The following is a 23,648-nucleotide window of genomic DNA, read 5'->3' as shown; positions in this document are numbered from 1 at the left end:
TCAGCCCAGGTCATCCTCGACGGTGCTCTGCACGGTGGGCAGCACCTTCGCCCATTCGCCCGCCTCGATGGCTGCTCCCAGCGCATCGCTCAGAGCCGTGAATGCGACCTGTGTGTTCGGTCCCCACTGCACGTTCACCAGTCCGGAAGCCGATTCGACCGCCGACGGCCAATACGTGTCATCTTCGGGGATCAGATCCGGCGCTGGGCGATCGATCTCCTGACCGTGCTTGGCACCGGTGAACTTGTTGATGGCGACGAGACCCTCGGCGCCTTCATCCGAGGCGTTCAACCATGAGAGGAACTTCACCGAGGCGTCGTAGTGCTCGGAGTCGGCGAGGACGATGTTCGCCGATCCGCCGCGGGCGAAGGTGCGCAGCTCGCCGCTCTCCCACTGCGGGATCTGCGCTGCGGTCCACAGTCCGACCGTGTCGGGGTACTGGTTCAGCAACGGCCCTGGGGCCCATGCGCCGGCGATCTGGCCGAGGATCTTGCCCGACGCGACGGCTTCGATGTACTCCGGACTGCTCGTGAGGTAGGTGCTCACGAGGTCGTCTTCGACGAGCCCCTGCCAGTACTCCAGGACCTCTGCGCTGGCCTCGTCATCGATGTTGACCTGCCACTCGTCATCAGCGAATTCCCACCACTGGGCGCCGTTCTGCAGGGCGAGCCCCATGAAGAGGTCGGCGTCCAACGAGCTGAAGTTCGCGAGGTAGTGGTCCCCGGGCATTGCACGAACCTGTTCGGCGAGAGCGCGGAAGTCGTCCCACGTCTCTGCCGGCTCAACGCCGAGCTCGGTGAACAGATCGGTCCGGTAGACGAACAACGCGGGCCCGAGATCCTGCGGAATGCCGAAGATCGTGTCGTCGAAGGTCACGGTATCGAGCACGTTCTCCGCGAACGCATCCTCGAGCTCTCCGCGGATCGACTCGACATCCGCGACCACGCCGGCCGACACGTAGGTCGGCATCTGGGTGTACTCGGCCTGCACCATGTCCGGCCCTTCGCCGGCGCGCACTGCAGCGAGCACCTTCACCGGCATGTCCACACCACCGGCGGGCGCCGAGATGTTGACCTGGATATCGGGATTGGCTTCGTTCCACTCGGCGACGCGCTTGTCGACGTTCGAGCCCCATGCCCAGAACTCGAGAGTCACCGGTCCCGATTCTTCCTGCGGTGCCGCCTCATCCGATTCCGGCGTTCCGGAGCAGCCGGCGAGCACGAGTGCTGCGGCCGCGAACCCGGCGATTGCGGTCAATGTCCTGCGTTGTCCCATGAGATCCTCCTTGATTTTGGGTACTGCGCTTGCGTGCAACGTGATGTCGCGGGTGTGTGTCAGAACAGGTCGGCATATCCCAGCGAGACGAGATGCCGACGTGATGTCTCCAATGCCTCCCAGACGGTGCGCCCGTAGAGTTCGTCCTGCTCGACGAGCAGGTAGTCGGCACCTGCCGCGATGCTGTGCTCGACGATGTTCGCCCAGTCGAGGTTTCCTTCGCCTACCTCGGCGAACTGCACGAGGCCGTTCCATGCGGCGGCCCACGCGGCGTGGTCGCCCTGCTCGTGCGCGTCGAGGGCAGCGGCATCCGGCAGCGCGATCCGGTAGTCCTTCAGATGCACCATCCGCACGCGCCCGGCGTACTGATCGATCACACGGACCGGATCCAGTCCGCCGCGCGCGATCCAGTGCGCGTCGAGTTCGATGCCAACGTGCGGCGATGTCTCGGCGATGATGTCGAGCAGGTAGCGCCCGTCCACCTTCGCGAACTCGACATGGTGGTTGTGGTAGTACAGCGCGATGCCCTCGTCTGCGAGGCGAATAGCGGCTGCATCCGCACGCGCGCAGAAATCGAGCACTGCCTCCTGAGAGCGAAGCGCGGAGATCGGCAGCATCCCGATGCGCACCAGATCGGCGTCGAGCGCGCGGCAGTCCTGGACGATCTTGTCGAACTCGTCCTCCAAGGAGTCATTGATTCCGCCGGCGGTGAGCGCTGCCGACAGCGAGCAGTACTCGGTGCCGAGCTCGTCCTTTGCTCGTTGCAGTTCGATCACCGTCTCCGCGGTCAACGGGATCTGTGAGAGCTCCGTGACGCGGTAACCGAGGTCAGCCGCGCGGCTAAACGTTTCAAACGCGCCTATCTCGGCGACGGAGTTCTTCAGCATCATCGCCTGAACACCGATGCGGGCCATGGTCGATACCTTTCGTTCGGAATGGGTCATGAGTGGCGGCTCTTCAGATCGTCACACCGGGGCGCCTTTCAGCGCGTCGGCTGCAACGCGCAGAAGCGCGCGCACTGATTCGTCCGCAGCAAGCGACGGAGCGAGCAGCGCGAGCCCGGCAACTGCAGTGTCTTCATCGGGAAGATCGGGGCCTGCGACGAGACCGGCCGACACGGCAGTCGTCCACGCGGCGACGGCAGCGAGTTCACCGGCGCCGGCATCCTTTCCCCCACGCAGACGCTCCTCGATCACCGGGATCACTCGCACCCGGAGCTTGACGTCGCTGTCTCCTGCGATCTGCGCGAGCGCGTGCCTGATACGTGCGTTCTCGAAGCGCTGCGTGACGATGTCCCGCTGGCGATCGATCTCCCCCTGCTCGAACGGGAGAACGGCGGCGGCGTCATCCCAGAGCTTCTCGAGGGCATGACGGCACACCGGATCGGCCATCGCCTCAGCGACCGTGGTGTGTCCACGCAGAATCCCGAGATTCGCCAGCAGAGTGTGCCCGGCGTTCAGAAGCCACAGCTTGCGCTTCTCGAACGGCGTGACGTCGTCGACGAGCTGCGCCCCCGCGAGCTCCCAGTTCGGTCGCCCGGCGGGAAATTCGCCTGCGAGCACCCAGGCTGACGCCGGTTCAGTGACCACAGCGCAGGGATCGTCGGTCGCCTCGATCGGGAGAGCGTCGACCGCTGCCGGGGTGATGCGATCGACCATCGACGACACGAACGAGACCTGGTCGTCGATCCACGCCGTCAAGTCCGGGTCGACGAGAGCGGCGAGAGCGAGCACCTCGTGCCGCAACAGCTCACCGTTGCCGTCGAGATTGTCGCAGCTGACGATCGCCAGCGGGCCGCCTCCTGCCTCGTGCCGCGCCCGGAGTCCGTCGACGATGCGACCCATCGCGGACTCGGGGAGGTCTCCGGATGCCAGGCTCACGGCATCCGCCGATCGCTGCTCGTCATCCCGATGATAGGCAGGCTCGGTGATCGTCACCGTCACGACGGCGACAGTGCGCAGAGCATCTCGCCAGGCGGTAGCATCCCCTCCGTCATGCGCCTCGACGATCGCTGCGATCTGCTCGACGGTGTCGCCTTCAGCACCGCGCACGACCAGGTCGTAGCGGCAGTCCTGGGCTGCGAGCGCGAGAGCGGCATCGGGGCGGCGTCCGGTGAACGCGCTGATCCCCCATCGCTCACCACCTGCACGGTTGGCGACCTCGGTGTACCAGGCCTGATGGGCACGATGGAACGCCCCGACTCCCAGGTGCGCGATGCGGACCGGAGCCCGCTCGGCTGCTTCGGTCACACCGGCACCTCTGTGACGGGGACCTCGAGGGTGAGCTCGTCGTATTCGCCGGCGATCACGTCATCGATGCGTACTCTGCGTCCGAGGATCGCGGAGATGTACACGGCGCGAACCGTCGCGAGCGCGAGGACGGCAGAGTCGACTGTCAGCAGGGGCTCTCGGCCCTCGGTGATCGCTGCGAGGAGATCGTCGTACTGGCGGACGTGTCCGAGCGTGAATCGCGTGGCGTCGACGCCGTCCGCGGTTTCGGTGTCGCCATAGCGATCGGCCTGGTTGCCGCCGCCCTGCAGCCCCATATCGGCAGACCCGGTCTCGTCCGCGATGTGGATGTACTCCAGCTTGTCGGCATCGATGACCGCCGAACCACGTGAGCCGAGGACCTGCAACCGAACGGTGAGTCCTGGATAGCCTGCGGTCGTCGCGTGCAGAACGGCGAGTGCGCCGCTGTCGAAAGCCACCGTGGCCACAGCGGTGTCTTCGACCTCGACGCCCTCGTGCGCCAGCAGCGCGATCTCGGCGGCGACCGTGACGGGCCGGCCGAGGAACCACAGCAGCAGGTCGACAGTGTGCACTCCCTGGTTCATCAGCGCGCCGCCACCGTCGAGCGCCCAGGTGCCGCGCCAGTCGCCGGAGTCGTAGTAGTCCTGCGAACGCCACCACGGCACGGTCGCGACGCCCGACGTCACGCGGCCGAACGAGCCGTTCTCGACCGCGGCATGAACGATCTGGCTCGACGGATCGAAGCGATGCTGACTGATGATGCTGCAGACCTGGCCCCTGGCTGCTGCGACCTTCGCGGCCTCGGCCAGGCGACGGGCACGAACGAGATCGACGTCGAGCGGCTTCTCGATGAGGACGTGCGCGCCGGCCTCCAGGGCGACGACGGCCTGCTCGACATGCAGACCGCTGGGGGTGGCTACGACCACCAGCTGCGGGGCATCGGCCGCCACGAGGTCGTGCACGCTGGCGAATATCGCCGGACGGACACCGGTGCGCTCCTCGACGACGGCGGCGAGCGCTTCGGCACGATCGGTGCTCACGTCGACGAGGGCAGTCAGCGTGAGCTGCTCCTTGAGGTGGAGGACGGCATCGACGTGGGTGCGACCGATGACACCGCATCCGATGATGGCGGTGGTGAGGGGAAGAGCGGAAGAGGTCATGCGAGTGTCACTCCAGCGTGATCGGTGAGGGTTCGGAAGGCGCGGGCCGCGCGTCCGTATCCCGCTGGGCCGGTGAAACCGCCCAGCGGATTGGCATTGGTGAGGTGGGGTTCGAGGGAGGCGAAGCCGCGGAATCCGCGATCGCGAAGAGCGGTGATCGTCTGCAGAAGTTCCCCATCGCCTTCGCCGGCCGGCACGACATCGCCTGTGGCGACGGTCGCATCCTTCACCTGCAGATAGTCGACGTAAGGAGCGAGAGCGGCGAAGCCATCGGTGAAGGGCCTGACGCCCACCTGCACGAAGTTCGCGTTGTCCCATGCCAGTCGAAGGGCGGGCGAATCGACGGATTGCACGATGTCGAGCACTCGCTCCGGGATGTCGCCGTAGATGTCCTTCTCGTTCTCATGCAGCAGGACGACACCGCCCTGCTCCGCACGATCGGCGAGACGGCGCATCCGAGTGATCACCTCGTCGCGGATGTCTTCGACCGGCGCGCCATCGATCTGCCAGAACGAGAAGATCCGGATGTAGTTCGCGCCGAGGATGCCGGCGGCCACGATCGCACGATCCAGACGTCCGAGCTCGAACTCGATCGGCTGAGCGAGATCGCTCTTGCCGATCGGTGAAGCGACGGCCGAGACACCGAGGCCCGAAGCGCGAATGATCCCGTCGAGTTCGGCGAGCCGGGCATCGTCGAGTTCGACGATGTTGATGTCCCAGGCGGACCTGACCTCGATGTGGCTGGCACCGAGAGCGAGCAGGACTGCGCACTGCAGTCGCGGATCCGGGTCGACTTCGTCGCCGAATCCTGAAAGTTCCCAGGTGACGGTGTCGGTGGAAGCAGGCGTCATCGCATTCCTTATCTGGTGACCGGGTCGTTCCGGTGGTGACCACGGTAGCGATGTGGCAAACAAATGACAACCGTTTGCCGAAGATTGCCACGAGTTGCGAAATGCGGATAGGCTCGCTCCGAAACAGCCCGAGAGCAGGCCGCACCATGACCGACACCGAAGTCGCATCTCCCGGCGATGAGCGTCCACGAGAACGAGCCGCCACGATCACCGATGTGGCACGCCTCGCCGGCGTCGCCGCGTCGACGGTTTCCCGTGCGCTCAGCAACCCGGGCAGGGTGAACGTCGTCACGCGGGAGCGCATCGAGGAGGCCGCGGCCTCTCTCTCGTACGTGCCGAGTGCGCACGCGCAGTCACTCACTTCCGGCCGCACCGGATCAGTCGCACTCCTCGTGCCGGACATCGCGAATCCGTTCTACTTCGACCTGATCCGTGGCGCTCAGCGGCAACTCCGCGCCGCCGGATACACGCAGCTGCTGGTCGACACCGAAGAGTCGCACGACGTCGAAGAAGAGACGCTCGACGCGATGCTGAAGGCGGCGGACGGCGTGATCCTCGCCGCGTCGCGCCTGGATGATGCCCAGCTCATCAGCGCAGCAGGACGCCAGCCGCTGGTCACAGTGAACCGCGACATCCCCGGTGTTCCCAGCGTGATCATCGACACGCCGACCGGAGTCCGCCAGGCGCTCACCCATCTGCACTCCCTCGGTCACCGTCGAGTCGCCTTCGTCGGCGGGCCCACCGACTCGTGGTCGAGTGCTCGACGCTGGGAAGCGCTGCAAACCGCCGCTGAGGATCTCGGTGTCGATCTGAGCTTCATCGGACCCTGGGCACCGAACGCCGCGGCCGGCGGAGCGGCGGCCGACGCGGTCGCCGCGAGCTCGGTCACCGCCTGCGTCGTGTTCAACGACCTGCTGGCGATCGGAATGCTCACCCGCCTCACCGAGCGCGGGATCAGGGTGCCGGACGACGTCTCCATCGTCGGCACCGACGACATCTTCGGCGCCGAGTTCTGCCATCCACCGCTCACGACGGTTGCCGCTCCCATCGAAGAAGCCGGCCGCGTCGCGGTCACCATGCTGCTCACTCAGCTCGAGACGCGCGGCACCCCGCGGATGCGCACCGTGCTGCCCACCTACCTCCGGACCCGCCAGAGCAGCGGCCAGGCACCGGACTGAAACATCACTGTCGCTGATCCATCACCGTCGACTGGAGCACCTGTGCGTCTCTCCCCCTCCCCCGACCGCCTGTTTCCGGCCGACCCCGCGACGCGGGGCTTGGCCCGCGGCTTCTACGATGCGGTGAAGAACGCCCCGATCCTCTCCCCTCACGGACACGTCGACCCCTCGATCCTCAGCGATGACGTGCCGTTCTCCGATCCAGCCGACCTGCTGATCGTGCCGGACCACTATGTTCTCCGTCTGCTGCACGCGCACGGCATCGGCCTCGATCGGCTCGGACGTGGTGACAGCGATGCCGGTGCACGAGAGATCTGGCGGGAGTTCGCGGCGAGCTGGCATCTGTTCGCCGGTACCCCTGTGCGGTTCTGGTTCGAGGACACTCTGCACTCCGTGTTCGGGTTGACGGAGCATCCGAGCTCGGCGAACGCCGATGAGCAGTTCGACCAGATCTCGGCCTGGATCGCTCAGCCCTCGTCCCGTCCCCGCGCGCTCTTCGATCGCTTCGGCATCGAGGTGCTCGCGACCACAGACGATCCGGCAGACACTCTGACAGCGCATCGCGCACTTCGCGACGACGCAGCATTCACCGGTCGAGTCGTGCCGACCTTCCGGCCAGACCGGTACATGGACCCGGGGAATCCGAACTGGACCGCAGCTCTCGAAGCACTCCATGCCGCGAGCGGCATCGAATGCAGCACAGCCAGCGGACTCGTTCACGCATTGGAAGACCGCCGGGCGTTCTTCCAATCCCTAGGTGCGACAGCTACCGACACCGGAGTCGTCGATGCCTGGGCGACGCGATTGAGTTCCGCGGAGCTCGAGCGGATCCATCGAGCGGGCCTCGACGGATCCGTGTCACCCCGGGAAGCGCGCGCGTACCGTGCGCACATGCTGTGGGAACTGGCCAGGATGTCGAGCGAAGACGGTCTGGTGATGCAGTTGCACCCCGGGGTGCTGCGCAGCCACCATCGGCCGACGCTGGACCGGTTCGGTCCAGACTCCGGTCACGACCTGCCGTTGACGACTCACTACACAGAGCCGCTACGCGAAGTACTGAACGACTTCGGCACCAATGAGACCTTCCGGCTCGTGCTGTTCACGGTCGATGAGACCTCGTTCTCTCGAGACCTCGCGCCGCTCGCCGGCTTCTACCCATCTGTGTTCGTCGGGGCACCGTGGTGGTTCCTGGACAGCCCGGACGGCATCCGACGCTTCCGCGAAGCTGTGACCGATTCCGCCGGGTTCTACAAGACCAGCGGCTTCATCGACGACACCCGCGCCTATCTGTCGATACCCGCACGTCACGACGTGTCTCGGCGGATGGATGCCGGGTGGTTGGCGACGCTCGTCGTGACAGGTCGACTGGGCGAGGAAGAAGCGGCGACGATCGCCCGCGACCTCGTCGACGGCATCCCCCGGCACGTCTTCCGGCTCTGATCTGAGATCGACCAGCGCGGCGGTCAGCCGCGCTGGTGCTTCGCGATCTTCGCGAAGATGTCCTCCAGCAGGAAGCGCACGTCGATGTTCTCCACGACGAGAATCTCGCGTGTCGGATCCGCCAACTCGTAGTGCCCATCTGCGGTGAACCGCACGCCGCCCTGGCGGCGCATCACGCCGCTGAATGGCTCCAGCATGAGTCCGATCGCCGGAGAATCCCCCAGCGATCGTGACTCGATGGCCACGCGGTGATACTCGGTGTTGAAGTCGACCACCTGCTGTGCGAGGTATCGCCCGAGCTCTCCATGCGGCTCGACCCGCGCCTCCAGCTCCGCGTAGCCCACGTTGACGAGTCGGTAGATGTTGGACGGCACCTGCCACAGGCGGATGCCGGAGTCGAAGACCACGTTCGCCGATGCGATGTCGTTCTTGAGATTGAACTCGGGCCAGGAGCCCATCGAGACCAGGTCACCGTAGGGCGGACCGCCGATCCAGATCACCGTCGTATCGGTCTCGGCGATGTCCGGCGCGAGCAGCAGTGCCGATGCCATGTCGGTGAGCGGTCCGAGGAACGCGATGAACAGCGGACCGGCGTCAGGTCGCCTGGCCTCTTCGATGATCAGCCGCGCACCGGCACTGTCGATCGGCGTCTGCTCATCGACCAGGGCATGCGGCGCACCGTCCGCCGTGGGCACCTCGTGTTCGAGGTCGAGCAGACGCAGCAGCAGATCGAGCTCCTCCCGCGACGCTGTCGATGAATCCGCGATGCGATGCGTACCGAAATGCGCGGGGATGATTCCGCGAACATCGAGCGTCGGAGACAGCAGCGCATGCACGACGGCGAACTGGTCGTCTGCCTCGTTCTTCACGTCGGAATTGATGATGACGCGGCGGGTGCGGCGATCGTCGTTGATCATTTCTCTCCTTCTGCGGTTCGTCCGGCCTGCGAGTCGGTCAACAGACGCGCAGTGGCGGTGGACATATGAACGGCCATGGCCGACGCCGCGGCATCGCCATCGCCGGCGCGGACCCCGGCCAGCACGGCTTCGTGCTCGACGACCGCCCGTTCCGCTTCAGTGGGATCGTGGACGGCGCGGTCTGCGTACACCTGCAGGAGCGAACGGATGACATGCACGTGATCGGTCAACGTCTCGTTACCGGCCGCCTCGGCGAGCGCGTGATGGAAGTCGAGGTCGGCCTTGGCGAAGGCGGGGAGGTCGGCGACGGTCTCCCGCATGCGCTTCACGTCCTTGTCGAGACGGGCGATGACGCCCGCATCCGCCCGCGCGGCGGCGAGACGGGCGACGTAGATCTCCAGCCCCTCGCGCAGCTCCAGCAACTGGGCTGTGTTGCGTTCACCGATGAGCAATCCCCATCGCAGCGTCTGCGGCAGGAGCTCGCTCGCCAGGCCCCTCAGATACGTGCCCGACCCCGGCCGGACATCGACGATCCCGAGGATCTCGAGAGCAGCGAGAGCCTCGCGCACGGCGGAGCGCCCGACGCCGAGAGTCGCCGAGAGCTGGCGCTCCGGCGGCAGTCGAGTGCCTGCGGCGACCGAGCCGCTCGTGAAGAGATCGAGCAGACGACGTGCAACCTCGGACACCGGCGTACCGGAGGGCAGCGCGCTCAGAGCGGCGGTGATGTTGTCAACCGGTTCACCGGGGAAAGCGGGCATGCGTTCAACATACCCGGGCTCGGACCGCAAGCTGTCACAGTCCACGCGCGGTGGTGCATCATCCCAGAACCGCTGTCGGGTGTCCACCTCTCGCCAAGGTCCTCGTTCCCTTGAAAGACTCCGTGCATGGTGTTCATCGGTTTTCATGCATCGCACGAGCAGATCGCACCGAGCGCGCTCCTGGACGCCGTCATCGGAGCCGAGCGCGCAGGATTCGATGGAGCAATGTGCTCCGATCACCTCGCGCCGTGGACCCCGGCCCAAGGCCATTCAGGTTTCGCGCTGAGCTGGGTCGCCGCTGCGCTCGCCCGCACCCGCTTCTCGATCGGCATGGTCAATGCTCCGGGGCAGCGCTATCACCCGGTGGTGATAGCTCAGGCGTTCTCCACCCTGGCGGAGATGTTCCCCGGGCGCTTCTGGGCGGCGATGGGAAGCGGCGAAGCGATCAACGAGCACGTCACCGGCGACGGCTGGCCCGCCAAACCCATCCGCAACGAACGACTGCGCGAGAGCGTCGACGTGATCCACCGCCTGATGAACGGTGAAGAGGTCGACCACGACGGTCTGGTGCGTGTTCACCGTGCCAGAGTGTGGAGCTTGCCGGCGGAACCACCGCCGCTGTTCGCGACCGCCGTGAGCACCGAGACTGCGGCTTGGGCCGCATCGTGGGCGCAGGGCCTTGCGACCGTCGCTCAGGAACCGGCCGCGTTGCGTCGAGTCGTCGACGGTTACCGTGACGCGGGAGGCACGGGTCCCTGCATCCTGCAGGTGCATGTCAGCTTGGCGGAGAGCGACGAACTGGCGTTCACCATCGCCCGCGAGCAATGGAGCAACGGTCTGTTGTCGCCCCCGATCACCTGGGATCTCGAGCAGCCGGAGGACTTCGAGGCAGCGGTGGCCGGGCTCGACGAGGAGCAACTGCGAACAGCCGTCCTGGTCGACCACGACGCTGTCTCGTTGGCCGACCGCATCGCGGATCTGGCGGAGATCGGGTTCGATCGCGTGTACCTGCACCACGTCGGCACCGAGCAATCAAGATTCCTGGATGTCTCAGCAACCGAGCTGATCCCTGCGCTGAAGGAGCGACTGTGAAGATCACCGACACCAGCGACCTCTGGTGGAAGACCGCAGTGGTCTACTGCCTCGATGTCGAGACCTTCCTCGATTCGAACGGCGACGGCGTCGGCGACCTGCGAGGGCTCGCCCAGCGGATCGACTACCTCTCGCAGTTGGGTGTCACCTGCCTGTGGCTGATGCCCTTCTACCCGACCCCGGATCGTGACGACGGCTACGACGTCAGCGACTTCTACGGTGTCGATTCCCGACTGGGGAACCATGGCGACCTCGTCGAGGTCATCCGCACCGCACGCGATCGCGGGATGAGGGTGATCGTCGACCTGGTCATCAATCACACATCCGATCGGCATCCATGGTTCCTCGCTGCCAAGCGCAGCATCAACTCCCCCTTCAGGGACTACTACGTATGGCGCGACGATCCGCCTCCGAAAGGCCAGAAGAATGCCGTGTTCCCCGGTCAGGCGGATGGCATCTGGGGCGAGGACGAGAAATCCGGACAGTGGTATCAGCACAGTTTCTACGAGCACCAACCCGACCTGAACATCGCCAACCCGCGCGTGCGCGATGAGATCGCAAAAGTCATCGGGTTCTGGTTGCAGCTGGGTATCTCCGGCTTCCGCGTCGACGCCGTGCCGTTCCTCCTCGAGATCCCCGAGGGATCCGGCATCCCGGAGCCGCACGATCTGCTGCGCGACATCCGTCGGTTCCTGCAGCGTCGCTCGAGCGAGGCGATCCTGCTCGGCGAAGTGAACCTGCCGTACGAGAAGCAGGTGCAGTACTTCGGTGGCGACGACGGCGACGAGCTCACCATGCAGTTCGATTTCGTCGGGATGCAGGCACTGTACTTGTCGTTCGCGCGCAAGGATCCCGCCCCTCTGATCGCCGCCCTGCGTGCCCGCCCCGTGCTCGGATCAGAGGCGCAGTGGGCGAACTTCCTGCGCAACCACGACGAACTGACCCTCGACAAGCTCAGCGACAGCGAACGGCAAGAGGTTTTCGAGGCGTTCGCGCCAGACGAACGGCAGCGCGTGTTCGGGCGAGGGATCACGCGGCGCCTCCCTCCGATGCTCGACGGCGATCCGCGCCGGATCCGCATGGCCTACAGCCTGCTCTTCACTCTGCCTGGCACCCCGGTGCTGTTCTACGGCGAAGAGATCGGCATGGGAGAGAACGTCGAGGTCTCCGGACGCGAAGCCGTGCGGACCCCGATGCAGTGGTCCGCGGACCGCAACGGAGGATTCTCGGATGCCGCGCCGGGCAGACTCGTGGCCGGGCCGCCGTCCGACGGGTACGCCCCGGAGCACGTCAACGTCGCCGCCCAGTTGGAGGACAAGGAGTCGCTGCTGTACTTCTTCCGCGATCTCACGTCGCGCTACCGCATCTCGCCGGAACTCGGGTGGGGCAGTCTCGAGGTGGTGGACCAGCCTGCCGAATCGCTGCTCGTGCACTCGCTCTCCGCTGACGTCGGCCGTGTCATCGCCCTCCACAACTTCGCGGAGGTGCCTGTGACCACCACTTTCCGCGTGACTGGTGAGCCGGAGGGTACGACCCTCCTCGACTTGCTCGAACCGTCGCACACTGCACTCGGTTCCGGTGGGACGGTCGACCTGGAGGTCCCGGCCTACGGGTATCGCTGGCTTCGGGTCTCGCGGCCCGGCGATGGTCGTGTGATCTGAGCGATGTCGGCGCCGGGCGCCGACTGCGAACGCTCGCGCCGCATGACTGGACGTGGTTCGAGTTGCCCTCGTCTACTCAATCTCGAACGGCGGCGATCGCCTCGATCTCTACGAGCTGGTCGTCATACCCGAGAACGGTGACGCCAAGGAGCGTGCTCGGCACGTCGTGATCACCGAACGCATCGCGCACGACGTCCCAAGCAGCGACGAGGTCTGATTGTCGCGTCGACGCAACAAGAACACGAGTGCTGATGACATCGTTGATGTCGGCGCCGGATTCAGCAAGCGCGATGTTCATGTTCTCGATGCACTTTGCCGCCTGAACTGCGAAGTCTCCGACCCCTGCCGTGGATCCGTCCTCATTCAAAGGGCAAGAGCCAGCGAGGAAGATCAACCGTGCCTCCGCCGAAGCCGTCGCAGCATACGCGTACTCGGCGGCATCGGACAGAGAAGACGAACGGATCAGGGTTACTGCTTTGGACAAGATGCACCTTCCTCGTGGCAGACCGTTGCCTCAGCCTCTCACGCGGATTGCGAGTTCCCAGAACTCGCCAAGGCGCGAGTTCGTCCTGATCCCACCACCACCTCATCCTGCTACACCGGGCCCTTCGGACTTGCAATTGGTCAACCGGTTTGCCAACATGTGCTGAGCAGGTTCGTACATCAACCGCGATCATCGTCGATTCAGGAGTCACCGTGGACAACACCCAGGCCGAGAGCCCGGTCGCGAAATCTGCGATCCGCAAGGTCGCCATCCGGCTCGTGCCTTTCGTGGCACTGATGTTCTTCATCAACTACCTCGATCGCACCGCCATCGGCTTCGCCTCACCCAACGGGATGAACGACGATCTCGCGCTGAGCGCTGCGCAGTTCGGCTTCGCCTCCGGCGTCTTCTTCATCGGATACATCCTGCTCGAGGTGCCGTCGAACCTGGCCCTGCACAAGTTCGGTGCGCGCCGCTGGCTGGCTCGCATCATGGTCAGCTGGGGCATCGTCGCGCTCCTGTTCACCTGGGTCCAGAACTTCGAGCAGCTCGTCGTTCTGAGGTTCCTGCTCGGTGTCGCCGAAGCGGGCTTCTTCCCCGGGGCGATCCTCTTCCTCAGCCTCTGGGTCCCCGCTCGCTACCGCGGCCGCATCCTGATGCTCTTCTACCTGGCACAGCCCCTGACGACGGTCATCGGCGCTCCATTGGCCGGCGCGCTCATCCAGCAGCACGGCGTCTTCTTCGGCCTCGAGGGCTGGCGCTTCATGTTCATGGGCGTGGCTCTCCCCGCGATCATCGTCGGCGTCATCGCCTGGTTCTATCTGAAGGACAAGCCGGCCGACGCGAAGTGGCTGACCCCGGAGGAGCAGACCTGGCTCACCGGCGCGCTGGAAGCAGAGCGCAGGACCACCGAAGCCTCCGAGAAGCATGTGTCCGCACGATTCGCATTCGCGAGCGGACGTGTCTGGATGCTGTCATTCATCTACTTCGGCTTCATCTACGGTCTCTACGCGTTGGCATTCTTCCTTCCCACGATCATCGAAGGGTTCCAGACGGAGACCGGCGGCACGTTCGATGTGTTCCAGAAGGGGCTCATCACGGCGATCCCGTATCTGCCCGCAGCCATCGTGATGTACTTCTGGTCACGGGATGCCGGCAGACGCGGCCTCAAGACCTGGCACATCGCCGTTCCCGCGCTCGCGGGTGCGGTATCCATCCCACTCGCACTGTTCATGGGATCCCCGGTCGCGACGATGGCCGTCATCACCGTCACGGCGTGCGCGATCTTCGCGGCACTGCCGAACTTCTGGACCCTGCCGACGCAGTTCCTCACCGGTGTCGCGGCCGCAGCCGGAGTCGCACTGATCAACACGATCGGAAACCTCGCGGGCTTCACGGCGCCGTACATCACCGGCGCCGTACACGACTGGACCGGCGGTTACGAGGTGCCGATGTTCATCGTCGGCGGGTTCATGCTGGTCTCGGCCGTGCTGATGGTGCTGCTCTCCCGTCAGCGACGCACAACATCGAACCCCGCCGCCGCCGAGACCGAGGCCGCTCCGGAGCCATCCCGGTGATCGGCCTCGGCACTTACGCCTACTTCTGGCAGCACTCCGACCGTGTTCCGGAGCCGCTGAGCCTCATCGACGCATTCGAAGACACCCGCGCCCAGGACGTCGATCTCTTCCAGATCTGCGACTACGCGCCGCTGGAGCGGATGAGCGGTTCCGAGCTGCGCAACGCGGCTGGAGCCGCCCGCGACCTCGGCCTCACGATCGAGTTGGGCACGAAGGGCATCGTCCCCGAGCACTTGACCCGTTTCCTCGAGATCGCCGAGGTCTTCGATGCGCGTCTCGTGCGCAGCATGGTCTACGGCCCGGACTCCCACCCTTCTCTCGCCGAAGCCGAAACATGGCTGCGTCACGCCGTTCACGCATACGAGTCCGCAGGTGTCACTCTCGCTCTCGAGACCTACGAGCAGCTCGCGACGGCGGATCTCGTCGGTCTCATCGAGCGCGTGGGCAGCGAGAATCTCGGCATCTGCCTGGATCCTGCCAACGTGGTCGCTCGCCTCGAATCGCCTCGGGCCTGCATCGAACTGACGGCCGCACTCACGAAGAACGTGCATGTGAAGGACTTCGCCTTCGCCCGCCAGCCGGGCTGGGTCGGCTTCACCTACAGCGGCACCTCGATGGGAGCCGGTCTGCACGACTACGACCATCTTCTGGCGACTGTCCACCCGCGCGAGCGCGGCATCAACGAGGTCGTAGAGCACTGGCTGCCGTGGCAGGACGACGCCACGACCACCATCCGAACCGAGCGGGAATGGACCCGCGCCACCCTGGAACACCTGAGGAGCACACTGTGAGCGAGAACTACAAGATCGCCGTCATCGGCGCGGGCGGCAAGATGGGCATGCGAGTGTCCAACAACCTGACCAAGACCGGTCACACCGTCTGGTACGTGGAGAACTCCCCCGCCGGCCAGCAGCGCACGCTCGAGGCCGGACGAGAGCTGACGGAGGCATCCGTGGCCGTCGCCGACGCCGACATCGTCGTGCTCGCCGTCCCGGACCTCGCCCTCGGCCCGGTCACGGCGGATCTGGTCCCCCAGCTGCGCGCAGGCGCGATCGTGCTGACGCTCGACCCCGCGGCGGCGTACGCCGGGCTCCTCACCACTCGCGACGACGTCATCCAGGCTGTCGCGCACCCGTGCCACCCGTCGATCTTCCTCCAGCGCGAGACGCCGGAACAATGGGCCGACACCTTCGGCGGCATCGCCGCGCCGCAGGACGCCATCGCGGCGATCGAGAGTGAGGATGAGGCGAAGAAGGCGATCGTCGAGGCCACCGTCCGCGCGATCTACGCCCCCGTCATCGACGTGCACTGGGTCACGATCAAGCAACTCGCCCAGCTCGAGCCGACGCTGGTCGAGACCGTCGCCTGCATGATCGGCGAGCTCCTCAACGAGGCACTTCAGGAGACGGTGAACACGATGGGCGTTCCGGAGGCCGCGGCGCGCAGCATCCTTTACGGGCACACCCAGGTGGCGCTCGCGAACGGCCTTCGCGGCGACAATCCGTTCTCCGACGCCTGCCTCATCGCGATGGACTACGGCCGGGAGAGCATCATCAAGGACGACTGGAAGAAGATCTTCCGCGACGACGAGCTCGACAAGAACCTCGCCAAGATGCTCCACCTCGACAAGATCGAACGCTGAGATGGCCCGCCTCGAAGGGAAGACGGCGCTCGTCACCGGCGCCGGCGCCGGAATCGGTCGCTCGGTGGCCGAGCGTTTCGCCCGTGAGGGCGCACGCGTCGTCATCGCCGACAGAGATGCGGATGCCGCGGCATCCGTCGCCGCGGATATCGGCGATGCTGCGCGTGCGGCCGTCGTCGACATCTCGGATGAGGCCTCCGTCGAGGCGGCGTACGCCGAGCTCATCGCCGCGGGCTGGAGTCCCGATGTCGTGGTGGCGAATGCCGGGGTGCAGCTGTTCGGGCAGGACGCCAAAGCTGCGGATCTCGACCTCGACGTGTGGCGTCGCACCATGGACATCAATCTGACCGGCACCTTCCTCACGGTGAAGCACTCGGTCCGTGCGATGCTCGCCTCCGGCGGCGGCTCGATCATCCTCACCGGAAGCCCCACCGGCATCAACGGCGAAGGGCAGGACTTCACCGCGTACTCCACCTCGAAGGCCGGCATCCACGGCCTCACCCGCACGGTCGCGGCGGCGTATGCCCACGACGGCATCCGGGTGAACACGGTTGTCCCTGCCTACACCGAGACCGGGCTCGTCTCGACGATCTCCGACGACCCCGAGTCGCGCGCGGCGATCATCGGGCGCATCCCGCTCGGCCGCGCCGGCAGCCCGGCCGATGTGGAGGGCATCATGGTGTTCCTCGCCAGTGCCGACGCCGAGTTCGCGACCGGCGCGCTCTTCGCGGTCGATGGGGGCATGACGACGCTCTGAATCACGGTCGCAATGGCCGCTGCATCCTGATCATGGAGGCAGCGGCCATTGCACGTTCACGCACGCCGTACGATGACGTGAACGCGCATGCCGGGAGGAACACGATGTCGGCGCCCACGAATCGAGCCAATCCCACCATCCACGCCGTTGCGCGGGCGGCCGGCGTCTCCAGCGGCACCGTCTCGAACGCCCTGAACCATCCCGCAAGACTCGCCCCGGAGACACTGGAACGCGTCCACGACGCCATCATCGACCTGGGCTACATCCGCAGTGCCGCCGGACGCACGCTGATCCGCAACCGCTCGGACAGCCTCGGCCTCGTGATGCCCGACCTCGTCAACGTGCTCTTCGTCGAGATCGCCCGCGGAGCGCAGCGCAGTGCCTCGGACCAGGGCAAGCGCCTCGTCACTGCCAACAGCGGATTCAACGCCCATGAACTCGCAGCCGGAGCGTCGCAGGTGGATGATCAGGACGAGTACCTCGAGTACTTCGCCGAGGCACGCGCCGACGGCGTGCTCGTGGCGTCGATGCGCGACCCCAGTCGCGGCATCGACCGTATCCGCAATCACGTGCGTCCGGTCGTGGTCATCAACTACGACGTGCCGAACGCGGACTGGTGCACCGTTCTGATGGACAACGAGCAGGTCGGACGCGCGGCGATCGAGCACATCGCCGATCTCGGCATCCGCCGCGCATATTTCGTCTCGATCCCCGATATCGTCCAGCCGATCGCGGAGCGCCGGCGCGGAGTGCGCGCAGCGGCCGCGGCCCGTGGCATCCACCTCACCGAGATCGAAACCGCCGGGCTCTTCCCCGAAGACAGCACGGCCGCACTCGCCGGCGTCCTCCCCGAACCCGGCGGAGAGCGCCTCGCGATCCTCGGCGCGAATGATCGACTCGCGATCGGTGCCTTGCAGCTGCTGCGCAATCGCCCCGACCTGCGCGTACCGGAAGATGTCGCCGTCCTCGGCATGGACGGCGACCATCGCGACGACGGGGCCGACTGGATCACGCTGACGTCCGTCGTACTGCCAGGCCAGGCGATGGGTGCAGAGGCGATCCGACTGATCGACGCGGAGGCGCAACCGGGACACGTGCACGAGCGCTCCGTGCTGCCGGTCCGGATCCGCCAGGGAGCCAGCACGATCGGCCGTTGATCCGCCGCCCGCATTGGTCAACCGGTTAGGCTCGACGGGTGACATCGACGACGACATCATGGTGGCGGAGCGACGCGGAGACGTGGCAGGCGGACGGCTGGTCGTTGGAGCTGCGAGGCGATGAGCTCGCAGACATCCGGCGGGGCGGCAGCGTGATCCTGCGCGCGGTGCGAGCGGTCATGCGCGACCACGGCTGGAACACCGTGCCGGCCGTCGTGACCGGTGTGAAATCCGACCACGAGTCACTAAGCCTCGGCCTTCGCCACGAAGGACTCGGCGCCGAGCTGGTGTCGACGCTCACGATCGAGACGAGTGGGGGCGATCTCCGCATCGCCTGGGACGCGGAGAACCTCCGCGACTTCTCGACCTGCCGAACGGGGCTGGTGGTGCTGCACCCAGCCTCCGATGCCGGGCGACGCGTGACGGTGACTCACCCGGACGGCAGGACGGAGCAGACCGCCTTCCCCGTGCGCATCAGCCCGCACCAACCCATCATGGACATCCGTGCACTGGAGCTTCACCTCGCAAGCGAAACGGATGCCGCGACCGCACTCCGTTTCGACGGTGACGTCTTCGAGATGGAGGACCAGCGCAACTGGTCGGATGCCTCGTTCAAGACGTACAGTCGTCCACTCGGCCTCCCCTACCCGTACCCGCTGTCGGCGGGAGAGCGCGTGCAGCAATCGATCACGGTCGAGGCCGTTCGGACGCCGAGCGCCGAGCATCCGGCACCGCAGGAGATCTCCCTCGTCGAAGGCGGGCCATTTCCTGCGGTCGGCGTCGAGGCTTCGACCGCGCCGGATCCCGGACGCCATTGCGCCGATGGCCGCTTCCGTGTCGTCGAACTGAACCTGACCACGCCGACCTGGCCTGCGGCGCTTCTCAGGGCCGCCGCGGATGGGCTGCCCCTGGATGTCCGTCTCGTGATCGGCGAGGAGCCGAAGCCCCTGGCTGATGCCGCGAACGCACTCGCCACGCACCGGCTCGTGGCTGTCACGCCGTTCGACAGCGTGCTGCACGTGAGTGACGAACGCACCGTCGCCAGTACCCGAGCGGCGCTCGGCACGGCGGGCGTGCGCACTCAGCTCAGGGGCGGTGCGCGATCGCACTTCACGGAACTGAACCGTGAGAGGGAGCGCATCCCGAACGACCTCGATGGCATCGCTTTCACGACCACGCCGCTGTTCCATTCGCTCGATACCGAACAGCTCGTCGAAGCCCTGCCGATACAGCGCCTCATCGCCATCCAGGCCGTCGAGATGGCGGACCGGCGCCCCGTGCACATCGGCCCCGTGTCGTTGCGCGCTCGATTCAACAACGTGGCGACATCTCCGGAGCCGGCGCCGACGCTGCCGGATCTGACCGAGGGCTACGGGGCGCAGTTCACCGGCGGGGAGGACGCACGACAGAACTCCACCGAGCTCGCAGCCTGGACGATTGCGAGCGCCGCGGCCCTCGCTGTCCCGGGTGTCGAGAGCCTGTCCTGGTTCGAGACCTGGGGGCCGCGCGGCCTGCGCGATGCGACCGGGGCACCGCATCCTGCCGCGCAAGCCGTCACCGAGCTGGCGATGCTCGAGGGGCGGACCCTGCTCTGGGGGTCGAGCCCGGACGGGCTGCTCTGGGCGATCGGCGCCAGAGCAGACGACGACGACGTCGTGCTCGTCGCGAACCTGGACCGGATGCCGAGGGAATTCGCCGTCGCAGCGGCCGGGCGGCCGACGCTGCGAGGTTCAGCCGACGCCGGCTCGTGGCTGCGTCTCGCGGCGACTACCGGAGCACGCGCGACCTGACGGTATTCCGCGTCAGCTCGCGGTCGACGCGCGCACCACGAGCTCGGGCCGGAAGCGGACATTGCGCTCGTAATCGCCGTCCGGGTCGTCGATGGAGCGCAGCAGGAGGTCCACCGCGGTGTGCCCGATCAGGCGTGCCGGCTGACGGATCGAGCTCAACGGGACGACGGTCGCGGAGGCGAAGTCGATGTCGTCGTAGCCGATCAGGGCGATGTCCTCGGGCACTCGCACCGTACTGAACATGGAGAAGGCCTGCAGCAGTCCGACCGCCAACAGGTCGTTCGCCGCGAAGATCGCTTCCGGTCGTGCCGTGCGTTCGACGATCTGCTCGCCCGCCGTACGACCGTTGAGCACTGTCAGCCCAGGCATCTCGATCACCTCGAGGCTCGCTCCCGGCGTCTCCTCGACTGCTCGCCGCGCTCCGCGCAGGCGGTTCGCGACCTGCACGGTCGATGACGGTCCCCCGACGAAGGCGATTCGGCGCCGACCGATGTCGATCAGATGGCGCACGGCGACGTATCCGCCCTCGACGTCGTCGACAGACACCGAGCAGAATGTGCTCCCCGGCAGCTCATGGTCGACGAGGACGACGGGGATGCCGGCACTCTGCACCCGTTCGAGCTTGTCGATGAGATCGGATGCCGGGCTGATCAGCAGTCCGTTCACGCGCTGCTCGCGGAACAGATCGAGATAGCGGTCCTCGCGGGAAGGGTCCTCATCGCTGTTCCCGAGAAGCAGGGACAGCCGTTCCTCCTCGGCTCTCTCCTCAGCTCCTCGAGCGACGTCCGCGAAGAACGGGTTGCCGGCGTCCGGCACGACGAGGCCGATGCTCCGGCTCCGTCCTGCGCGCAGCTGTCGGGCGGCATCGTTGCGGACGAAGCCGAGGTCTTCGATGACCGCGAGCACGCGTTCGACGGTATCCGCGGCGACCTTGTCACGTCGATTGAGGACGTTCGAGACTGTTCCGACGGACACGCCGGCGGCTGCTGCGACCTCGCGCACACTCACTGCCACCAGCTGCTCCTGCTCTCGGGGGGATCTCGGAGAGTGTACGACATCACCGGCCGCCTCCCGCGCTATCCGCGAACCACGGCGGGAACCCGAACCGTCCAGCGATGGGATCCGGATCCGACATCATGCCGGGTGCCGTCAGGCAGCACCACCTCCGCATCGGTGTTCGCGGGGACGACGGCCTCGACCGTGATGGCGTCGCCGTCGCGCTCCCATCGCACGCTGGCGCGCCCGTACGGAGTGAAGTGCGCGGCTTCGGCGAAGTCGAACCCCTCGAGCGGATGCGGGGCGATGCGCAGCCGCGCGTACCCTGGTGCCGCCGGTGCGAGCCCCGCGACATCGCGATGCAACCAGTCGGCGATCGCACCGAGCGCGTAGTGGTTGAACGAGGTCATCTGGCCGGGGTTGATCGTCCCGTCCGGAAGCATCGAATCCCACCGCTCCCAGATCGTCGTCGCGCCCATCGTCACCGGGTACAGCCACGACGGATTCTCGGTCTGCGTGAGCAGCAGCCGAGCGGTATCGAGGTGCCCGGTGCGTGTCAACGCATCCTGGATGATCGGCGTTCCCACGAATCCGGTGCCGATGCGGTGACCGCTCAGTTCGGTGAGCTCGGCCAGCCGATCGCCCAGCACCTGCTGCTCGTCCTGGTCGACGATGTCGAACACGATCGCCAACGAGTACGCGGTCTGCGCATCGGAGAGCATCCGACCGTCCGCCGTGACGTATGCGGCGAGGAACGCCGCGCGCACCTCCTCGGCGATCCGCGCGTACTCGGCTGCTTCAGCATCCTCGCCGAGCAGGGTCGCAGCCTTGGCGACGAGATCAGCGGAGCGGAACAGATACGCGGATGCCACGAGGTCGGGGTCGGTCTTCGCCTCAGCAGGTCGCTCCGGCGGAGCATCCGGATCCAGCCAGTCCCCGAACTGGAACATCCCCTCCCAGAGCCGTCGGTCTCCGGCGAGCGCGAGGATCGCGTCGGTCCAGCCCTTCATGCTGTCGTACTGGCGGGCCAGCGTGTCGACATCGCCGAAACGTTCGTGCAGCACGGTCGGCACGACGGTCGCGGCGTCCCCCCAGGCTGCCGCCGGACGGGCGGCACCGAGGACGTTGGGAACCACGAAGGGCACGATCCCGTCGACCTGGTCGAGGGAGAGATCCCGCAACCACGAATCCAGGAACCCCCGCACGTCGTAGAGGAAGCTCGCCGTCGGGGCGAAGACCTGGATATCGCCCGTCCAACCCAACCGCTCGTCCCTCTGCGGGCAGTCGGTAGGCACGGAGAGGAAGTTTCCTCGGAGCCCCCACAGGACGTTCTCGTGCAGCTGCCGCACCAACTCGTGCGAGGTGTCGAACCAGCCGGTGCGCTCCATATCGCTGTGGATGACGACCGCTGTGACTCGCGCGGGGTCGAACTCGCCGGGCCACCCGTCGATCTCGGCGTAGCGGAAGCCATGGAAGGTGAATTCCGGCTCCCACGTCTCTTCGCCCCCTCCGGCGAGCGTGTACCGATCTGTGGCGGCGGCGGCGCGAAGCGGGCGGGTGCCCAGCTCGCCGTGCTCGAGGACCTCGGCATGCCGCAGGGTCACGACATCCCCGGCTGCGCCCTTCACCTGGATGCGCAGCCGACCGACGAGGTTCTGCCCGAAGTCGAGGACGGTCTTGCCCGCCGGGGTGGTGATCACCGCTGCGACCGGGCGTTCTTCGATCCGGCGTACGAATGGAGACACGCGGGCCTCCGGGACCGGCAGGTCGGCGACGATGGCGACGGATGCCCAGGCGCCGGCCTCGAAGCCGCTCTCGGAAGGCGTGCGCCCTGCCGCGTCGCGCAATGCGCGGCGCGCGTCATGCGCCTCCCCCGCGTAGAGCCCGCTGGAGATGATCGGCCCCGGCGTACTCACCCAGTCAGCATCGGTCCGCACCGTCTCGACCCGACCGTCCGCGTACTCGATCAGCAACTGGGCGGCGAAGCGCGGCTGGTCGGAGTACACGATCCGGGCCTCATCCCGGAAGCCGTAGCGCTCCGTCGCCCACGCCCCGGCGATCCGCACCGCGATCGCGTTCACACCATCGACCAGTCTGGATGTGACGTCTGTGCTCTCATGCACAGTGCGCTGATCGAACGGCGTCCAGCCGGGTTTGAGCACGTGGTCGTCGACGTCTTCGCCATTGATGGCAGCCTGATAGACGCCGACGGCGGTGGCATAAAGGGTGGCCCGGCGCACGTCGCCATCGACGGTGAACTCGCGCCTCAGTACGGCGGCCTCCGCTTCGACGGCCGGTTCGAGGACGGCGATCGTCTGCGCGTCCCATTCACCGTCGGCGAGGAACCCGGCGACGATGCGCCGCGGCGCGCTCCACTCGGATGCGATGCCGTCCTGACCGGTGACCCGCACGCGCAGCTCGACCTGCTCACGTGGCAGCAGCGGTCGGAACGGCCACGCCACACGGACGGAATCACGCCCGGTCACGACGTGCGTCTGCACCTCGTCCGCCTCGCCGCGCAGTTCGAGTTCGGCGGCGGCCTGCAGCCACCCGCCGCTCACGCTCTGCGTCACCCAGCCGATGGCCGGCTTCGGGTCCGCGACGCTGTCGCTTCCGTAAGGCGCGTCGACACTGATGCGCTCGATGACCGGTGCGGTCATGGTT

Annotated in this window: 20 protein-coding genes; 10 read left to right on the top strand and 10 right to left on the bottom strand. The window is 66.6% G+C overall.

The features are described 5' to 3' along the window. From QFZ46_RS11890 to QFZ46_RS11870, 5 genes are read right to left on the bottom strand one after another with little or no spacing between them, the layout of a single operon-like run. Positions 1–1,275 (bottom strand): ABC transporter substrate-binding protein, encoded by a 1,275-nt coding sequence (locus QFZ46_RS11890; protein WP_307361682.1) that lies wholly within the window; start codon positions 1,273–1,275, stop codon positions 1–3. A gap of 59 nt (positions 1,276–1,334) precedes the next feature. Next, positions 1,335–2,189, bottom strand: coding sequence for a sugar phosphate isomerase/epimerase family protein (locus tag QFZ46_RS11885; protein ID WP_307361679.1), 855 nt, complete (start codon positions 2,187–2,189; stop codon positions 1,335–1,337). A gap of 51 nt (positions 2,190–2,240) precedes the next feature. Then, a complete protein-coding gene (locus QFZ46_RS11880) occupies positions 2,241–3,524 on the bottom strand; it encodes a mannitol dehydrogenase family protein (protein ID WP_307361678.1) in 1,284 nt (427 codons plus the stop codon). Beyond that, complete coding sequence (locus tag QFZ46_RS11875) at positions 3,521–4,684, bottom strand: Gfo/Idh/MocA family protein (protein WP_307361677.1); 1,164 nt, start codon at positions 4,682–4,684, stop codon at positions 3,521–3,523. Before QFZ46_RS11875 ends, QFZ46_RS11880 begins: the two co-directional genes overlap by 4 nt. Continuing rightward, entirely contained in the window at positions 4,681–5,535 is an 855-nt protein-coding gene (locus tag QFZ46_RS11870; RefSeq protein WP_307361676.1) for a sugar phosphate isomerase/epimerase family protein, read from the bottom strand. The genes QFZ46_RS11875 and QFZ46_RS11870 overlap by 4 nt, the downstream gene beginning before the upstream one ends. Before the next feature lie 146 nt (positions 5,536–5,681). On the opposite strand from QFZ46_RS11870, the gene QFZ46_RS11865 reads away from it, so the two are divergent. Both QFZ46_RS11865 and uxaC read left to right on the top strand, forming a co-directional pair. After that, positions 5,682–6,713 (top strand): LacI family DNA-binding transcriptional regulator, encoded by a 1,032-nt coding sequence (locus QFZ46_RS11865; protein WP_307361675.1) that lies wholly within the window; start codon positions 5,682–5,684, stop codon positions 6,711–6,713. A 42-nt stretch (positions 6,714–6,755) separates the two neighbouring features. Then, complete coding sequence (gene uxaC, locus QFZ46_RS11860) at positions 6,756–8,153, top strand: glucuronate isomerase (RefSeq protein WP_307361673.1); 1,398 nt, start codon at positions 6,756–6,758, stop codon at positions 8,151–8,153. 23 nt (positions 8,154–8,176) lie between these two features. On the opposite strand, the gene QFZ46_RS11855 is transcribed toward uxaC, so the two are convergent. Both QFZ46_RS11855 and QFZ46_RS11850 read right to left on the bottom strand, forming a co-directional pair. Further along, positions 8,177–9,070 (bottom strand): nucleoside hydrolase, encoded by an 894-nt coding sequence (locus tag QFZ46_RS11855; protein ID WP_307361671.1) that lies wholly within the window; start codon positions 9,068–9,070, stop codon positions 8,177–8,179. Next, positions 9,067–9,828 carry a FadR/GntR family transcriptional regulator gene (locus QFZ46_RS11850; protein ID WP_307361668.1) on the bottom strand — a complete coding sequence of 254 codons (762 nt, stop codon included), beginning with the start codon at positions 9,826–9,828 and terminating at the stop codon, positions 9,067–9,069. Before QFZ46_RS11850 ends, QFZ46_RS11855 begins: the two co-directional genes overlap by 4 nt. Before the next feature lie 126 nt (positions 9,829–9,954). Between QFZ46_RS11850 and QFZ46_RS11845 the strand changes: the two genes are divergently transcribed. Then, positions 9,955–10,920, top strand: a complete 966-nt coding sequence (locus QFZ46_RS11845; RefSeq protein ID WP_307361666.1) for a TIGR03885 family FMN-dependent LLM class oxidoreductase — start codon at positions 9,955–9,957, stop codon at positions 10,918–10,920. Next, complete coding sequence (locus tag QFZ46_RS11840; protein ID WP_307361663.1) at positions 10,917–12,581, top strand: alpha-amylase family protein; 1,665 nt, start codon at positions 10,917–10,919, stop codon at positions 12,579–12,581. The genes QFZ46_RS11845 and QFZ46_RS11840 overlap by 4 nt, the downstream gene beginning before the upstream one ends. A gap of 76 nt (positions 12,582–12,657) precedes the next feature. Here QFZ46_RS11840 and QFZ46_RS11835 read toward each other — a convergent pair whose 3' ends face one another. Continuing rightward, positions 12,658–13,065, bottom strand: coding sequence for a RidA family protein (locus QFZ46_RS11835; protein WP_307361660.1), 408 nt, complete (start codon positions 13,063–13,065; stop codon positions 12,658–12,660). Between the two features lie 212 nt (positions 13,066–13,277). On the opposite strand from QFZ46_RS11835, the gene QFZ46_RS11830 reads away from it, so the two are divergent. The 6 genes from QFZ46_RS11830 (at position 13,278) to QFZ46_RS11805 (ending at position 19,988) form a co-directional block, all read left to right on the top strand. Then, a complete protein-coding gene (locus QFZ46_RS11830; protein ID WP_307361658.1) occupies positions 13,278–14,642 on the top strand; it encodes an MFS transporter in 1,365 nt (454 codons plus the stop codon). Next, a complete protein-coding gene (locus tag QFZ46_RS11825; RefSeq protein ID WP_307361656.1) occupies positions 14,639–15,433 on the top strand; it encodes a sugar phosphate isomerase/epimerase family protein in 795 nt (264 codons plus the stop codon). Before QFZ46_RS11830 ends, QFZ46_RS11825 begins: the two co-directional genes overlap by 4 nt. After that, positions 15,391–16,284, top strand: coding sequence for a phosphogluconate dehydrogenase C-terminal domain-containing protein (locus QFZ46_RS11820; protein WP_307361653.1), 894 nt, complete (start codon positions 15,391–15,393; stop codon positions 16,282–16,284). Before QFZ46_RS11825 ends, QFZ46_RS11820 begins: the two co-directional genes overlap by 43 nt. Before the next feature lies 1 nt (position 16,285). Continuing rightward, complete coding sequence (locus QFZ46_RS11815; RefSeq protein ID WP_307361650.1) at positions 16,286–17,041, top strand: SDR family NAD(P)-dependent oxidoreductase; 756 nt, start codon at positions 16,286–16,288, stop codon at positions 17,039–17,041. 104 nt (positions 17,042–17,145) lie between these two features. Then, on the top strand, positions 17,146–18,198 hold the full coding sequence (locus QFZ46_RS11810; RefSeq protein ID WP_307361648.1) for a LacI family DNA-binding transcriptional regulator: 1,053 nt from the start codon (positions 17,146–17,148) through the stop codon (positions 18,196–18,198). Between the two features lie 38 nt (positions 18,199–18,236). After that, positions 18,237–19,988 carry a hypothetical protein gene (locus tag QFZ46_RS11805; RefSeq protein WP_307361645.1) on the top strand — a complete coding sequence of 584 codons (1,752 nt, stop codon included), beginning with the start codon at positions 18,237–18,239 and terminating at the stop codon, positions 19,986–19,988. A 12-nt stretch (positions 19,989–20,000) separates the two neighbouring features. Here the strand turns inward: QFZ46_RS11805 and QFZ46_RS11800 are convergent, their stop codons facing one another. Continuing rightward, positions 20,001–21,002: a LacI family DNA-binding transcriptional regulator gene (locus QFZ46_RS11800; RefSeq protein WP_307361644.1), complete on the bottom strand. Its 1,002-nt coding sequence runs from the start codon at positions 21,000–21,002 to the stop codon at positions 20,001–20,003. Positions 21,003–21,064: 62 nt separating this feature from the next. Beyond that, complete coding sequence (locus QFZ46_RS11795; RefSeq protein WP_307361641.1) at positions 21,065–23,644, bottom strand: alpha-L-rhamnosidase; 2,580 nt, start codon at positions 23,642–23,644, stop codon at positions 21,065–21,067. Positions 23,645–23,648: the final 4 nt, after the last annotated feature.

Source organism: Microbacterium murale (assembly GCF_030815955.1).
Classification (GTDB): Bacteria; Actinomycetota; Actinomycetes; order Actinomycetales; family Microbacteriaceae; genus Microbacterium; species Microbacterium murale_A.
The sequence above is the reverse complement of the archived record's forward strand: the minus strand, read 5'-3'. Positions and strand labels throughout refer to the sequence as shown.

What these genes read in the sequence shown, in the direction of transcription:
- QFZ46_RS11890 (WP_307361682.1), bottom strand. Translation starts at nt 1,275, where the DNA reads ATGGGACAACGCAGGACATTGACCGCAATCGCCGGGTTCGCGGCCGCA.
- QFZ46_RS11885 (WP_307361679.1), bottom strand. Translation starts at nt 2,189, where the DNA reads ATGGCCCGCATCGGTGTTCAGGCGATGATGCTGAAGAACTCCGTCGCC.
- QFZ46_RS11875 (WP_307361677.1), bottom strand. Translation starts at nt 4,684, where the DNA reads ATGACCTCTTCCGCTCTTCCCCTCACCACCGCCATCATCGGATGCGGT.
- QFZ46_RS11870 (WP_307361676.1), bottom strand. Translation starts at nt 5,535, where the DNA reads ATGACGCCTGCTTCCACCGACACCGTCACCTGGGAACTTTCAGGATTC.
- QFZ46_RS11865 (WP_307361675.1), top strand. Translation starts at nt 5,682, where the DNA reads ATGACCGACACCGAAGTCGCATCTCCCGGCGATGAGCGTCCACGAGAA.
- QFZ46_RS11855 (WP_307361671.1), bottom strand. Translation starts at nt 9,070, where the DNA reads ATGATCAACGACGATCGCCGCACCCGCCGCGTCATCATCAATTCCGAC.
- QFZ46_RS11850 (WP_307361668.1), bottom strand. Translation starts at nt 9,828, where the DNA reads ATGCCCGCTTTCCCCGGTGAACCGGTTGACAACATCACCGCCGCTCTG.
- QFZ46_RS11845 (WP_307361666.1), top strand. Translation starts at nt 9,955, where the DNA reads ATGGTGTTCATCGGTTTTCATGCATCGCACGAGCAGATCGCACCGAGC.
- QFZ46_RS11820 (WP_307361653.1), top strand. Translation starts at nt 15,391, where the DNA reads ATGGACCCGCGCCACCCTGGAACACCTGAGGAGCACACTGTGAGCGAG.
- QFZ46_RS11815 (WP_307361650.1), top strand. Translation starts at nt 16,286, where the DNA reads ATGGCCCGCCTCGAAGGGAAGACGGCGCTCGTCACCGGCGCCGGCGCC.
- QFZ46_RS11810 (WP_307361648.1), top strand. Translation starts at nt 17,146, where the DNA reads ATGTCGGCGCCCACGAATCGAGCCAATCCCACCATCCACGCCGTTGCG.
- QFZ46_RS11795 (WP_307361641.1), bottom strand. Translation starts at nt 23,644, where the DNA reads ATGACCGCACCGGTCATCGAGCGCATCAGTGTCGACGCGCCTTACGGA.